The 13,962-nt window shown below is 60.4% G+C and carries 15 protein-coding genes; 13 read left to right on the top strand and 2 right to left on the bottom strand.

What is annotated here, in order from left to right:
- Positions 1-104 precede the first annotated feature (104 nt).
- Together upp and AACY18_RS15620 are read left to right on the top strand one after the other, a co-directional pair.
- Positions 105-743 (top strand): uracil phosphoribosyltransferase, encoded by a 639-nt coding sequence (gene upp / locus AACY18_RS15615; RefSeq protein WP_007912842.1) that lies wholly within the window; start codon positions 105-107, stop codon positions 741-743.
- A gap of 2 nt (positions 744-745) precedes the next feature.
- A complete protein-coding gene (locus AACY18_RS15620; protein WP_339432188.1) occupies positions 746-2,020 on the top strand; it encodes a uracil-xanthine permease family protein in 1,275 nt (424 codons plus the stop codon).
- Positions 2,021-2,141: 121 nt separating this feature from the next.
- On the opposite strand, the gene hemH is transcribed toward AACY18_RS15620, so the two are convergent.
- Entirely contained in the window at positions 2,142-3,167 is a 1,026-nt protein-coding gene (hemH, locus tag AACY18_RS15625) for a ferrochelatase (protein WP_339432189.1), read from the bottom strand.
- 13 nt (positions 3,168-3,180) lie between these two features.
- Positions 3,181-4,083 carry a TIGR01777 family oxidoreductase gene (locus AACY18_RS15630; protein ID WP_339432190.1) on the bottom strand — a complete coding sequence of 301 codons (903 nt, stop codon included), beginning with the start codon at positions 4,081-4,083 and terminating at the stop codon, positions 3,181-3,183.
- A gap of 202 nt (positions 4,084-4,285) precedes the next feature.
- On the opposite strand from AACY18_RS15630, the gene AACY18_RS15635 reads away from it, so the two are divergent.
- The 11 genes from AACY18_RS15635 (at position 4,286) to AACY18_RS15685 (ending at position 13,953) form a co-directional block, all read left to right on the top strand.
- Positions 4,286-5,272 (top strand): NAD(P)/FAD-dependent oxidoreductase, encoded by a 987-nt coding sequence (locus AACY18_RS15635; protein WP_339432191.1) that lies wholly within the window; start codon positions 4,286-4,288, stop codon positions 5,270-5,272.
- A complete protein-coding gene (locus AACY18_RS15640) occupies positions 5,269-5,484 on the top strand; it encodes a TIGR02450 family Trp-rich protein (protein WP_339432192.1) in 216 nt (71 codons plus the stop codon). Before AACY18_RS15635 ends, AACY18_RS15640 begins: the two co-directional genes overlap by 4 nt.
- A 113-nt stretch (positions 5,485-5,597) precedes the next feature.
- Complete coding sequence (locus AACY18_RS15645; RefSeq protein WP_339432193.1) at positions 5,598-6,560, top strand: YbgA family protein; 963 nt, start codon at positions 5,598-5,600, stop codon at positions 6,558-6,560.
- Positions 6,560-7,501: a MerR family transcriptional regulator gene (locus tag AACY18_RS15650; RefSeq protein ID WP_339465317.1), complete on the top strand. Its 942-nt coding sequence runs from the start codon at positions 6,560-6,562 to the stop codon at positions 7,499-7,501. Before AACY18_RS15645 ends, AACY18_RS15650 begins: the two co-directional genes overlap by 1 nt.
- A gap of 20 nt (positions 7,502-7,521) precedes the next feature.
- Positions 7,522-8,967, top strand: coding sequence for a deoxyribodipyrimidine photo-lyase (gene phrB / locus AACY18_RS15655; protein WP_339432218.1), 1,446 nt, complete (start codon positions 7,522-7,524; stop codon positions 8,965-8,967).
- Positions 8,960-9,382, top strand: a complete 423-nt coding sequence (locus tag AACY18_RS15660; protein WP_339465319.1) for a nuclear transport factor 2 family protein — start codon at positions 8,960-8,962, stop codon at positions 9,380-9,382. The genes phrB and AACY18_RS15660 overlap by 8 nt, the downstream gene beginning before the upstream one ends.
- Positions 9,379-10,161, top strand: a complete 783-nt coding sequence (locus AACY18_RS15665) for an SDR family NAD(P)-dependent oxidoreductase (RefSeq protein WP_339465320.1) — start codon at positions 9,379-9,381, stop codon at positions 10,159-10,161. The genes AACY18_RS15660 and AACY18_RS15665 overlap by 4 nt, the downstream gene beginning before the upstream one ends.
- Positions 10,158-11,405 (top strand): NAD(P)/FAD-dependent oxidoreductase, encoded by a 1,248-nt coding sequence (locus AACY18_RS15670; protein WP_339465321.1) that lies wholly within the window; start codon positions 10,158-10,160, stop codon positions 11,403-11,405. The genes AACY18_RS15665 and AACY18_RS15670 overlap by 4 nt, the downstream gene beginning before the upstream one ends.
- Entirely contained in the window at positions 11,402-12,217 is an 816-nt protein-coding gene (locus AACY18_RS15675; RefSeq protein ID WP_221731559.1) for a DUF1365 domain-containing protein, read from the top strand. The genes AACY18_RS15670 and AACY18_RS15675 overlap by 4 nt, the downstream gene beginning before the upstream one ends.
- Positions 12,204-13,469 carry a cyclopropane-fatty-acyl-phospholipid synthase family protein gene (locus AACY18_RS15680; RefSeq protein ID WP_339432198.1) on the top strand — a complete coding sequence of 422 codons (1,266 nt, stop codon included), beginning with the start codon at positions 12,204-12,206 and terminating at the stop codon, positions 13,467-13,469. Before AACY18_RS15675 ends, AACY18_RS15680 begins: the two co-directional genes overlap by 14 nt.
- Positions 13,462-13,953 (top strand): DUF2878 domain-containing protein, encoded by a 492-nt coding sequence (locus AACY18_RS15685; protein WP_339465322.1) that lies wholly within the window; start codon positions 13,462-13,464, stop codon positions 13,951-13,953. The genes AACY18_RS15680 and AACY18_RS15685 overlap by 8 nt, the downstream gene beginning before the upstream one ends.
- Positions 13,954-13,962: the final 9 nt, after the last annotated feature.

Here is a 13,962-nt window from a genome sequence, read left to right on the forward strand (position 1 = left end):
CAGATCAAGCCTTTATGGACTAACGTACTCGATGTCCTATAGGACATCACCCTCGGATAGATTAATCTAGGCCGGTTTTTTTGCCCGCCGCCGGAGCCTTTCCCATGCCCATCCTTGAGATCCGCCATCCGCTGATCCGTCATAAACTCGGTCTTATGCGCCGCGCCGACATCAGCACCAAGAATTTCCGCGAGCTTGCTCAGGAAGTCGGCGCACTGTTGACCTACGAAGCTACAAAAGATTTGCCGCTGGAATCCTACGACATTGCCGGTTGGTGCGGCACGGTGTCGGTGGAGAAAATCGCTGGCAAGAAGATCACCGTGGTGCCGATCCTGCGCGCCGGCATCGGCATGCTTGAAGGCGTGCTGAGCCTGATCCCGGGCGCCAAGGTCAGCGCTGTGGGCGTTGCCCGCAACGAAGAAACCCTGCAAGCACACACCTATCTGGAAAAACTGGTTCCGGAAATCGACGAACGTTTGGCCATGATCATCGACCCGATGCTCGCCACCGGCAGTTCCATGGTCGCGACCATCGACCTGCTGAAGAAGGCCGGTTGCAAGGACATCCGCGCCATGGTGCTGGTGGCCGCGCCGGAAGGCATCGCCGCCGTAGAAAAGGCTCACCCGGACGTGACCATTTACACCGCGTCCATCGATGAACGCTTGAACGAACACGGTTACATCATCCCAGGGCTGGGCGATGCCGGTGACAAGATCTTCGGCACCAAGCAGAAGGACGCGTGACCATGCAGCAAGAGTTCAACGATCCGCTCTGGCGCACGGTGTTGTCCGGCGCGCAGATGCTGTTCGTGGCTTTCGGCGCCCTGGTGCTGATGCCGCTGATCACGGGCCTTGACCCGAACGTGGCACTGTTCACCGCAGGTCTTGGGACGATTCTGTTCCAGATCGTCACCGGGCGTCAGGTGCCGGTGTTCCTGGCGTCGAGCTTTGCGTTCATCACGCCGATCATTCTCGCCAAGGGCCAGTTCGGCCTCGCCGCGACCATGGGCGGCGTGATGGCGGCCGGTTTCGTCTACACCTTCCTGGGCCTGGCCGTGAAGATCAAAGGCACCGGGTTCATCGACCGTCTGCTGCCGCCGGTGGTGATTGGCCCGGTGATCATTTCGATCGGCCTGGCCATGGCGCCGATTGCCGCGAACATGGCAATGGGCAAGGCCGGCGACGGTTCCGAACTGATCCACTACCAGACCGCGATGATGATCTCGATGCCAGCGCTGCTGACCACGTTGATCGTGGCGGTGTTCGGCAAAGGCATCTTCCGCCTGGTGCCGATCATTTCCGGCGTACTGGTCGGTTTTGCCATGGCGTTCTATTTCGGCGTGGTCGATACCGCGAAGATTGCCGCTGCCCCTTGGTTTGCCATCCCGCACTTCACGGCGCCGGAGTTCAACTGGCAGGCAATTCTGTTCATCGTTCCGGTCGCGTTGGCGCCTGCGATTGAACACATCGGCGGCGTGATTGCGGTCGGCAGCGTGACCGGTCGCGACTATCTGAAGAAGCCGGGCCTGCACCGCACCCTGCTCGGTGATGGCATCGCCACTACCGCTGCGGGACTGTTCGGCGGCCCGCCGAATACCACCTACGCCGAAGTGACTGGCGCGGTGATGCTGACCAAGAACTACAACCCGAAAATCATGACCTGGGCGGCGATTTTCGCCATCAGCCTGGCGTTTGTCGGCAAGTTCGGCGCGCTGCTGCAGAGCATTCCTGTACCGGTGATGGGCGGGATTCTGTGCCTGTTGTTCGGTTCGATCGCGGCGGTGGGGATGAACACCCTGATCCGTCACAAGATCGACTTGGCCGAGGCGCGCAATCTGGTGATCGTTTCGGTGACGCTGGTGTTCGGGATTGGCGGCGTGCTGGTCGGCACGGGCACCGGGCCTGACGACTTCGGCCTCAAAGGCATTGCGCTGTGCGCGGTGGTGGCGATTGCGCTGAACCTGATCCTGCCGGGCAATGACAGCTGGAAGCACAAGAAGGCGGATGAGCCGCTGGTCTGACGGCTGAAAATCTTTATTGCCTGAAGGACCGCTTTCGCGAGCGCTCCCACAGTGAATCTGCTGAGCACACAACATTTGTGGCAACACAGACCCTGTGGGAGCGAGCTTGCTCGCGAAGCTTTTAAAGCGCCAACGGCGCTCGTTCACACAGAGTGGCCAGCGCCTTCGCCCATTGCGGGTCGTCATTGAGGCACGGCACCAGCACCAGATCCTCTCCCCCGGCTTCGCAGAACTGCTCCTTGCCGCGATCACCAATCTCTTCCAGCGTCTCGATGCAGTCAGCGACAAACGCCGGGCACATCACCAGAATCTTCTTCACGCCGCTTTTCGCCAGCTCATCGAGCCGCGCCTCGGTGTAGGGCTCGATCCACTTCGCTCGGCCCAGACGCGACTGAAACGACACCGACCATTTGCCATCCGTCAGCCCCATGCGCTCAGCGAACAACGCCGCCGTGCGCAGGCATTGCGCGCGATAACAGGTGGCCAAGACCTCAGGCGATGCGTTCTTGCAGCAATCTTCATTCTTGAAGCAATGGTTGCCGGTCGGATCGAGTTTGGTCAGGTGCCGCTCGGGCAAGCCATGGAAGCTCAGCAGCAGGTGATCGTAGTCCTGCTGCAAGTGCGGCCTGGCGCTTTCGACCAGCGCTTCAATGTATTCCGGCTGATCGTAGAACGGTTGCAGCAACGAGAGCTGCACATTGAGATTTTTGCTGCCAATGACACGCTTCGCCTCTTCGATCACCGTGGTAGTGGTGCTGTCAGCGAACTGGGGATAAAGCGGCGCCAGTGTGATGCGTTTGTGCCCCGCCGCGACCAATCGCAACAGGCAGGTTTCAATCGACGGCTCGCCGTAACGCATCGCCAAATCAACCGGGCCACGGTTCCACTGTTGGGTCATCTGCTGCTGCAAACGACGACTGAGCACCACCAACGGCGAACCCTCCTCCCACCAGATCGAAGCATAGGCGTGGGCCGATTGCTCGGGGCGTTTGATCAGGATCAACGACACCAGCAAACGCCTTACCGGCCACGGCAGGTCAATCACGTACGGGTCCATCAAAAACTGATTGAGGTAGCTGCGCACATCGGCCACCGAGGTGGAGGCCGGGGAGCCCAGGTTGACCAGAAGCAAGGCGTGATCGGTCATGCAACGTCCTATTTCAGAGGCGGCTGGAGAGATCATCCAGGGCCGCGCGTAAATCCGTGAACTGGAAAGTGAAGCCCGCTTCCAGCAAGCGTGCCGGCGTGGCCCGTTGGCCGCCCAGCAACAACAAAGACATCTCGCCGAGGCCGACTTTGAGCGCCAGCGTCGGCATCGGCATGAACGCCGGGCGGTGCAGTACGCTGCCCAACGTCTTGGCAAATTCGCGATTGCGCACAGGGTTCGGCGCGCACGCATTATAAGGACCACTCGCCTGATCGCGGAGCAGAAGAAAATCAATCAAGGCGATTTGATCGTCGATATGAATCCACGGCATCCACTGCCGGCCATTGCCCAGCGGCCCGCCCAGCCCGAGCTTGAACGGCAGTAACAGCCGCGACAAAAAACCGCCCTCAGCCGACAGCACCAGACCGGTTCGCACCAGCACCACGCGAATGCCCTGAGACTCGGCACGCAGGGCCGTTTCTTCCCAGGCGATGCACAACTGACTGGCGAAATCGTCGATGACCGGCGGCGACTCTTCCGTCAGCTCACGTTCACCACCGTCGCCATACCAACCGATGGCGGACCCGGAGATCAGCAGCGACGGTTTCTGCGCCCGCGTTTCGAGCCATGCCAACAACGTTTCCGTCAGCGTGATACGGCTGCTCCACAGCAACGCTTTGCGTCGATGCGTCCAGAGTCGGTCGGCAATCGGTGCGCCAGCAAGATTGATGATGGCGTCGACAGTTTCTTCGCCGAGGTCCTCCAGGCGCGCAACTCCACGCACTTGGGCACCACAGGTTTTCGCGACCGTTTCCGGACGTCGACTCCACACCGTCAGACGATGGCCCTGCCCAGACCAATGTCGGCAGAGCTGACGCCCTATCAAACCAGTACCGCCGGTCAGCAATATATGCATGACATCTTCCTCGCGTGGCGTTTTACCCGGATCACTAGTCTATTTTTAGAAGCAGGGATCTTTTCTATCGGGCAGGCTCTATTGTTTAACCATAGGCCAAGCTGTCCGAACGAGAATGCTAGAAGTTATACCAAAAAACAAAATTGTACAGGTTTCATCAGCAGCGTAGTCTGTTCTGTACAGAAAGGTAAACGAGGCCCCTATGACTGTACCTATCGCAATCATCGGCACCGGCATCGCCGGGCTCTCGGCGGCCCAGGCTCTGACAGAGACCGGGTACACCGTCCAGTTGTTCGATAAAAGTCGCGGCAGCGGCGGACGCATGTCGAGCAAACGCAGCGACGCCGGTTCGCTGGACATGGGCGCGCAATACTTCACCGCCCGCGACCGGCGCTTCGTCACCGAGGTGCAGCGCTGGCAAAGCCAGGGCTGGGTCGCCGAGTGGACGCCGCAGCTCTACACCTATCAGGGCGGGCAACTCAACCTCTCCCCGGACGAACAGACCCGTTGGGTTGGCGCGCCACGCATGAGCGCAATCACACGCGGCTTGCTCGATGGCATGGAAGTGCATTTCGCTTGCCGGATCACCGAGGTCTTCCGTGGCGAAGAACACTGGCATCTGCAAGACGCCGAAGGTTTCACCCACGGGCCTTTCAGTCATGTGGTGATTGCCACGCCCGCGCCGCAGGCCACCGCACTGCTGGCCGCCGCGCCGAAACTCGCCGGGGCCGCCGCCGGGGTGAAAATGGACCCCACCTGGGCCGTTGCCCTCGCCTTCGATACGCCGCTGGAGACCCCCATCGAAGGCTGCTTCGTGCAGGACAGCCCACTCGATTGGCTGGCGCGCAACCGCAGCAAGCCGGGGCGCGACAACACCCTCGACACTTGGGTGTTACATGCCACAAGTGCGTGGAGCCGGCAGCACATCGACCTGTCCAAAGAGGCGGTCATTGAGCAACTGCACGGTGCTTTCGCCGAATTGCTGCACGGCGCGATGCCCGCCCCGACCTTCAGCCTCGCCCATCGCTGGCTCTATGCCCGCCCGGCGACCGGCCACGAATGGGGCACGCTGGCCGATGCCGATCTGGGCTTGTATGCCTGCGGCGACTGGTGCCTGTCGGGACGTGTCGAAGGTGCATGGCTCAGCGGTCAGGAGGCCGCGCGACGCTTGCACGAGCACCTGCAATGAACCGCATCAATCCGCGCAAATTGCTGCTGTCGAAATGGACAGCAGCCCAGCCGAAAAACCGCGAGAAGCATTTTCTGGTGACCGAACTGTTCTGCGATGAGGAAGGCACGGTGCTTGAGATTGAGTTGCAGGCCGTGCTGACCCAGCGCGCCGAGCGACTCGATTGGCAAATCCTGAAAGACCCGGCTGAATGGCATTTGGGCTGGAAGTGAGCTCCCTCCCGCAAAAACCTATACAAATCATTTGACTTGTACACCCCACAATCTATGCTGAGGAAAAGTTGTACAGAGGCAAACCTCTGTACAGGTATAGATTCGAGGTGCTCATGTCCGAACCTTCTGCGCTTAAACCCAAAATCGCCATCAGCGCCTGCCTGCTGGGTGCCGAGGTGCGCTACAACGGTGGTCACAAGGAGTCGCGACTGTGCAGCCGCACGCTCTCGGAATATTTCGAGTTCGTCCCGCTGTGCCCGGAAGTCGCGATTGGCCTGGGCATTCCTCGCGAGCCGATTCGCCTGGTCGGCGACCCGGAGCATCCCGAAGCCATCGGCACCGTCAACCCCGCAATCAACGTCACCCAGCCACTGGCCGAGTACGGCCAGAAGATGGCCGCCGAACTGAATGACATCTGCGGCTACATCTTCATGCAGCAGTCACCGTCCTGCGGACTGGAACGGGTCAAGGTCTATCACGCCAACGGCGCCCCGGTGAACGGCGGCGGACGCGGCATCTATGCTCAAGCCTTCTGTGCACGGCACCCGGACTTGCCGGTGGAAGAAGCCGGCCGCCTGAACGATCCGGTGCTGCGCGAGAACTTCATTACCCGCGTGCTCGCCTACCGCGACTGGCAGCAGTTGCTTGCCCAAGGCCTGAGCCGCCGTGCCCTCACGGAATTCCATTCGCGCTACAAATATCAGCTGATGGCCCACAACCCTCTGCAATACAAGGCACTGGGGCAGTTGTTAGGCAACATGGCGCAGAGCGACCCTGCGCAACTGGGCCCACGCTACTTCAGCGAACTGATGGCGGCGCTTAAAAAATGCGCCACCCGTGGCACGCACAGCAACGTCCTGTTACACATCAGCGGGTATCTGAAACAGGCGATCAGCGCCGAAGACAAACAAGAGATGCAACATGTCATCGGCCAGTACCGCCTCGGCATCGTGCCGCTGGTCGTGCCGTTGACCCTGCTCAAGCATCACTTTCGCCTCCATCCGGACCCGTACATTGCGCAGCAGGTTTATCTGCAACCGCATCCGGAAAATCTCAGCTTGCGAAACGCCATCTAATGACTGAAAAAACCGATAGCAGCGCCCAGGAAGACTTGGGCGCGGACTTTAAAAAAGCCCTCGACGAAGGCTGGCTGCCGATCCGCGAAGTGGCGCGGCAAACCGGCGTCAACGCGATCACTCTGCGCGCATGGGAACGCCGTTATGGGCTGATCGTGCCGCAGCGCACACCCAAGGGGCATCGGCTGTATTCGGCCGAGCATGTGCAACGGATCCTGACCATCCTCACCTGGCTCAACCGCGGCGTTGCGGTCAGTCAGGTCAAGCCGTTGCTCGAGACCCCGCAAGCGTTCAGCGAAACGGTGGAAAACGACTGGCAACGATTGCGTCAGACACTGTTGATGGCCGTCACGCAACTCAATGAACGCAACCTCGACGACAGCGTCAATCAAGCCATGGCGCTGTATCCGCCGCGCACCCTGTGCGAACAATTGCTGATGCCGCTGCTGGCCGATCTTGAGCAACGCTGGCAGGGCCAGTTCGGTGCGCAGATGGAGCGCGTGTTCTTTTATTCATGGTTACGCAGCAAATTCGGCGCGCGCATCTACCATAACAACCGTCAGTTGCATTCAGCGCCGCTGCTGCTGATCAATCACTCCGACCTGCCACTGGAACCTCATCTGTGGCTATGCGCGTGGCTGATCAGCAGCAACGATTGTCCGGTGCAAGTCTTTGACTGGCCGTTGCCAGCCGGGGAACTGGCATTGGCGGTCGAACATCTGCAATCGCGTGGCGTACTGCTGTATTCCAGCAAAGCCATGCAAATCGCACAGTTGCCGAAACTTCTGGCGGGGGTCAGTGGCCCAAAAATAATTGTCGGACCAACGGTATGCATCCACCACGCCGAGTTGTCCGTAAGAACTTGCGAGATAGCTGATTTGTACCTGGCTGAAGATGCGCTTTCAGCGCACCAGGTGCTCATTCAGCGCGGGCTGATTTGATGAACCCAGTGAAGACCGACATGCAATTGATCTGGCTGCGCACTGACTTGCGCCAACATGACAACACCGCCCTTGCGGCCGCTGCAGCACGCGGCCCGACGGTCGCCGTGTACCTGTTGAGCCCCCGGCAATGGCAAGAACATGACGACGCGCCGTGCAAGGTCGATTTCTGGCTACGCAATCTGCGCGAACTGAGCAAAAGCCTGGGCGAGCTGAACATTCCCTTGCTGATCCGCACCGCTGCGCACTGGGATCAGGCCCCAGCGCAGTTGCTCAAACTCTGCCAGCAACTGAAGATCGCCGCCGTTCACGTCAACGAAGAATACGGTGTTCATGAGAGCCGTCGCGATGCGGCGGTGGCCGACACGCTGAAAGGCGAAGGCGTCGAATTTCACCGCTATCTTGATCAACTGCTGTTCAAGCCCGGCACGGTACTGACCAAAACCGGCACTTATTTTCAGGTGTTCAGCCAGTTCCGCAAGGTCTGCTATGAACGCCTGCATCGCTCGATGCCGGCCCTGGTGAAAACCCCAGGCAAGCAAACCGCACTGGCGCTCGAGAGCGATCCGGTGCCTGACTGCGTCGACGGTTTCGCCGCCCCCGGCGAGTCCCTGCGCGCCCTGTGGCCGGCAGGGGAAGAGGAAGCTCAACGCCGCCTCGATACCTTCGCCGATGCGCAAATCGACTACTACAAAAGCGAAAGAGACTTCCCGGCCAAACCGGGCACCAGTCAGCTTTCTGCTTATCTTGCCGCCGGGGTGATATCGCCCCGCCAATGCCTGCACGCGGCCCTGCAGAGCAATCAGGGCGAATTCGAAAGCGGCAAGGTGGGCGCGGTCACCTGGATCAACGAACTGCTGTGGCGTGAGTTTTACAAACACATCCTGGTCGGCTATCCACGGGTATCGCGCCACCGCGCCTTCCGCCCGGAAACCGAGGCCTTGGCCTGGCGCCATGCACCGGATGATCTGGCGGCGTGGCAAGAAGCGCGCACCGGGCTGCCGATCATCGATGCGGCCATGCGCCAATTGCTCGAAACCGGCTGGATGCACAACCGTCTGCGCATGGTGGTGGCAATGTTCCTGACCAAAAACCTGCTGATCGACTGGCGTGAAGGCGAACGCTTTTTCATGCGCCACCTGATCGACGGCGATCTGGCGGCCAACAACGGTGGCTGGCAGTGGAGCTCATCGACCGGGACCGATTCGGCGCCGTACTTCCGCATTTTCAATCCGCTGAGCCAGTCGGAGAAATTCGACAGCGAAGGGCTGTTCATCAAGCACTGGCTGCCTGAACTGGCCGGGCTCAATAAAAAACAAGTGCACAACCCGGCCAGCGCCGGTGGGCTGTTCGGTGTCGCCGACTATCGCGCGCCAATCGTTAATCTCAGCGCGTCACGGGAGCGCGCGTTGGCCGCCTTCAAGAACCTGCCTGCCCGCCAAGCGGCCGGAGGCGATCATGAGTGAATTGCTGCGCAGCTTCGCCCGGCAATTTTGCGAGTTGGATAAAGACAACTTGCAACGCTTGGGCGAGCTGTACAGCGATGACATTCACTTCACCGACCCGTTGCACGACGTGCAGGGGTTGACGCAACTGCGCAGCTACTTTGCCCAGATGTACGCCAACGTCAGCGAACTGCGCTTCGACTTCTACGGTTTCGACCAGATCAGTGACGGTGAAGGCTACCTGCGCTGGGTCATGAGTTATCGCCACCCACGGCTGGCCAGCGGCCGGGAAATACGCGTCAGCGGCTGCTCGCATTTGCTTTGGCGCGACAAGGTTTATCGCCACCGGGATTATTTCGATGCAGGGGCGCTGCTGTACGAACATTTGCCCGTATTGGGCCGAGTAATTGCTTGGTTGAAAAGGAGAATGGGATGAGTCGTACACCTCCACGGCGCTATTGGTTGACCGGTGCCAGCAGTGGTATCGGCGCGGCACTGGCTGAGGAAATTCTGAAATCCGGTGCGCACCTGGCGGTCAGTTCACGCCAGGTCGCCCCGCTCAAGGCTTTGTCGCAACGTTATCCGGGACAAGTGCTCGTGGTGCCGGGCGATTTGACCAACAGCCAGACCGTGCGCGAAATCGGTGAGCACATCACTCAGGACTGGGGATCGCTCGATAGCGTGATTCTCAATGCCGGGACGTGCGAGTACGTCGATGCCCGCCAGTTCGACGCTTCGATCGTCGAGCATGTGGTGCGCACCAATCTGCTCGCCAGCAGCTATTGCATCGAAGCCGCCCTGCCCTTGCTGCGTAAAGGCACGGCACCGCATCTGGTCGGGGTCGCCAGCTCCGTGACCTATCTGCCGCTGCCTCGGGCCGAAGCCTATGGTGCATCGAAGGCCGGGCTGCGTTACCTGTTCGAATCGTTGCGCATTGACTTGGCGGATGAAGGCATTGAAGTCACGGTGGTCAGCCCCGGTTTTGTCGAGACACCGCTGACCGCCAAGAATGATTTTCCGATGCCTCTGAGCTGGCCTGTGGATAAAGCCGCACGACACATCTACGCCAAACTCAAGGACCGGCCACTGGAAATCGCCTTTCCCGCGCTGTTCATGGCCGCCCTGTGGCCGTTGTCGAAATTGCCCGCCCGAGCGCAACTCGCCATTGGCAAACGCATGGTGCGACGCAATCCACCGCTGCAGGAACCAACGTGAAAATTGCCATCATCGGCAGCGGGATCTCCGGGCTTACCTGCGCCTACCTGCTCAATCGCCGACACGACATCACGGTGTTCGAAGCCAGCGACTGGGTCGGTGGCCACACGCACACCGTAGAGGTGACCGTCGACGGTCGCTCCTACGCGGTGGACACCGGCTTCATCGTATTCAACGACTGGACGTACCCCCACTTCATTCGCTTGCTGGGCGAGCTCGGCGTGAGCTTCAAAGCGACCGAAATGAGCTTCTCCGTGACCGATCCGGACACGGGGCTGGAATACAACGGCAACAACCTCAACAGCCTGTTCGCCCAGCGCCGCAATCTGCTGTCGCCGGGATTCTGGGGCATGCTGCGCGACATTCTGCGCTTCAACAAAGAAGCGCAACGCGACCTCGCAGAACAGCGGATCGCTGCCGACACCACGCTGGACGACTACCTCAAGGCTGGCGGCTACGGCGAGCGTTTCATCCTGCATTACATCGTGCCGATGGGGGCCGCGATCTGGTCGATGCCGATGGCGCAGATGCTCAATTTTCCGCTGCAGTTTTTTGTCCGTTTCTTCAAGAACCATGGGCTGTTATCGATCAGTAATCGTCCGCAATGGCGGGTCATCGAGGGCGGCTCCAGCGCCTATGTCGCGCCACTGACCGCTTCGTTCAAAGAGAACATCCGCCTCAACTGCCCGGTGACCCGTGTTGATCGCAACGAACATGGCGTGGTTATCCACAGCCCGGTAGGCAGCGAACATTTCGACCAAGTGGTGTTTGCCTGTCACAGCGATCAGGCCTTGCAACTGCTCGCCAGCCCCAGCGATGCCGAACGTGCAATCCTCGGCGCCCTGCCCTACGCCGACAATGAAGTGGTGTTGCACACCGACACGCGTCTGCTGCCCGCTCGCAAACTGGCGTGGGCGAGCTGGAACTATCGACTTGGCGGATCCGGCCACACTCAGGCGGCGGTCACTTATGACATGAACATCCTGCAAGGCATCCAGAGCGACACCACGTTTTGCGTCAGCCTCAACCAGAGCGCGGGCATCAGCCCATTCAAAGTGCTCGCCAAATACACCTACGCCCACCCGCAATTCAGCCTCGCGGCAGTGGCGGCGCAGAATCGCTGGGCAGAACTGGACGGCGCACAACACACACATTATTGCGGCGCCTACTGGGCCAACGGTTTCCATGAAGACGGTGTGGTCAGCGCATTGCGCGTGGCTGCTTCGTTCGGGGAAACCTTATGAACAGCGCCCTGTACAGCGGCTGGATCGGTCATCGGCGCTTTTCGCCGCGCAAGCACGCGTTCCGTTACAAGATCGGCTTGCTCTATCTCGATCTGAGCGAACAGGACGCTGTGCTGGCGCTGTCGCCACTGGCGGGGCGTAGCCGCTTCGCGCCATTCTCCTTTCGCGAAACCGACTATCTGAAGACCTTCACCGGGCGCGGCATTCGCCTGATCGATGCCGTGCGCCAGCAGGTCGCTGCCGCCATCGGCCATGAACCGCAAGGCTCGATCTGCCTGCTGACCCAGGCGCGCAGTTGGGGCTTGTCGTTCAACCCCGTGAGTTTCTTTTACTGCCACGAAGCCGACGGGCAACTGGCCGCGATTGTCTGCGAAGTGACCAACACCCCATGGCGCGAGCGTTATCACTACGTGCTGCCTGCGCGCACGCCGGCCAATCTGCAGGATTTTCACCAGCATTTCGCGGTGGCCAAGGCGTTCCATGTCTCACCGTTTCTGCCGCGCGATCTTGAATACCGCATGAGCTTCAGCCCCGCCGCCAAAACCCTTGGCGTGCACATGGCCGACTGGCAGGGCGAACACAAGCTGTTCGACGCCACGCTCAATCTGCAACGCGAAACCCTCAACCGGCAAAGCCTGCATCGCTACCTGCGGCGCTTCCCGTGGATGACTGCAAAAACCGCGTTGGCGATTTACTGGCAAGCGTTGCGACTGCTGTTCAAACGCGCGCCCATCTTTGCTCATCAGGCTGCCGACGGCAGCTTTCAAACCGCCACTGTGCCTCCCAAGGAGCAACGCCATGAAATCCTCTAGCCCGTCGCTCAGTCGGCTCAGCACCCATGGTTTGACCGGATCGCTGTTGCGCCGTGGTGTATTACGCCAACTGGCTCAACTCAAACACGGGCAACTGCTGGTGATCGAGGATGGCGAACGCTTGATGTTCGGCGCGCCGGGCAGTGCCTTGCTCGGGGAAATCCACATTCAGGACCCGGCAGTCTGGGGCATGGTGGCCGGCAACGGCTCGATCGGTGCCGGCGAGGCGTTCATCCATGGTTACTGGCATTCGCCTGACCTGACCGCCGTGGTGCGGGTGTTCGTCAGCAACCTTGAGGTGCTCGACGCGATGGAGGGCGGTCTGGCCCGTCTCGGCCGCCCGCTGGTGCAAGGCCTGCACTGGCTCAACCGCAACACCCGCAAGGGCTCGCAGAAAAACATCGCCGCGCACTATGACCTGGGCAACGATCTGTTCGAGCAGTTTCTCGACCCGACCATGATGTATTCGGCGGCACAGTTCCTCACCCCCGAAGACAGTCTGGAACAGGCGCAACTGAACAAGCTCGAGCGGATCTGCCAGAAACTCGCGCTCACGCCCAGCGATCACCTGCTGGAAATTGGCACCGGTTGGGGCAGCATGGCGCTCTACGCGGCACAAAACTATGGCTGCCGCGTGACCACCACAACCCTGTCCAAAGAGCAGTACGCGTTTACCGCACAGCGCATCGAACAACTGGGCTTGCAGGATCAGGTCACGCTGCTGCTCAAGGACTACCGCGACCTCACCGGCGAGTACGACAAACTGGTGTCGATCGAGATGATCGAAGCCGTCGGTCATCGCTTCCTGCCGACCTACTTCAAGCAATGTGCACACCTGCTCAAGCGCAATGGTCTGATGCTGATTCAAGCCATCACCATCCGCGAACAGCGCTACGAGCAAGCCAGGCGCGGCGTCGACTTCATCCAGCGCTACATCTTCCCCGGCGGCGCCCTGCCCTCTGTGCAGAAGATGCTTGAAGTGGTCAGTCGCGAAACCGACATGAACTTGCTGCACATGGAAGATTTCGGCCTGCACTACGCACGCACCCTGCGTCTGTGGCACGAAAACTTTCGCCGTGCACACGGCCGCTTGAGCGAATTGGGCTACGACGATTACTTCCTGCGGTTGTGGGAATTCTATCTGTGCTACTGCGAGGGCGGATTCCTGGAGCGCACCATCGGCACCGCGCAATTGCTGCTGGCCAAACCCGCTGCCATGCCCGCGCCACTGCTTGGCCGTTTCGATGCTTGAGCGGATCGCCAATGCCGTGTTGTTCCAGATCGGCTGGCTGGTCTGTGTGCTCGGCGGCAACAGTTTGTGGCTGCTGCTGGCGCTGGCGGTGCTGGTGATTCATCTGTGCTGGATCAGCAGTTGGGCGGCTGAGGGCCGTTTGGTACTCAGTGTGGTGCTGGTCGGTACGGCGGTGGACAGCGTTTTGCGTGGCCTAGGCGTGTTTGAGTTCCAGGATCAGTCACCATTGATTCCGCTGTGGCTGATGCTGCTCTGGGCCTTGCTCGCCACGACCCTGCGTCACTGCCTTGCGTGGACTGCCCGGCCATGGTGGCTGGCCAGCGCACTGGGCGCCGTCGGCGGCGCATTGTCGTACTGCGGCGGCGGACGACTGGCCGGGGTGCAATTTCCCTACGGCGAATTACCGACCCTGATCGGCATCGGCCTGCTTTGGGCACTGCTGTTTCCGTTGTTGCACACCATGGCGCGACGCCTGAACCACTGAGCGTCCGTC

The organism is Pseudomonas sp. EA_65y_Pfl2_P74, assembly GCF_963970575.1.
Taxonomy (GTDB): Bacteria; Pseudomonadota; Gammaproteobacteria; order Pseudomonadales; family Pseudomonadaceae; genus Aquipseudomonas; species Aquipseudomonas baetica_A.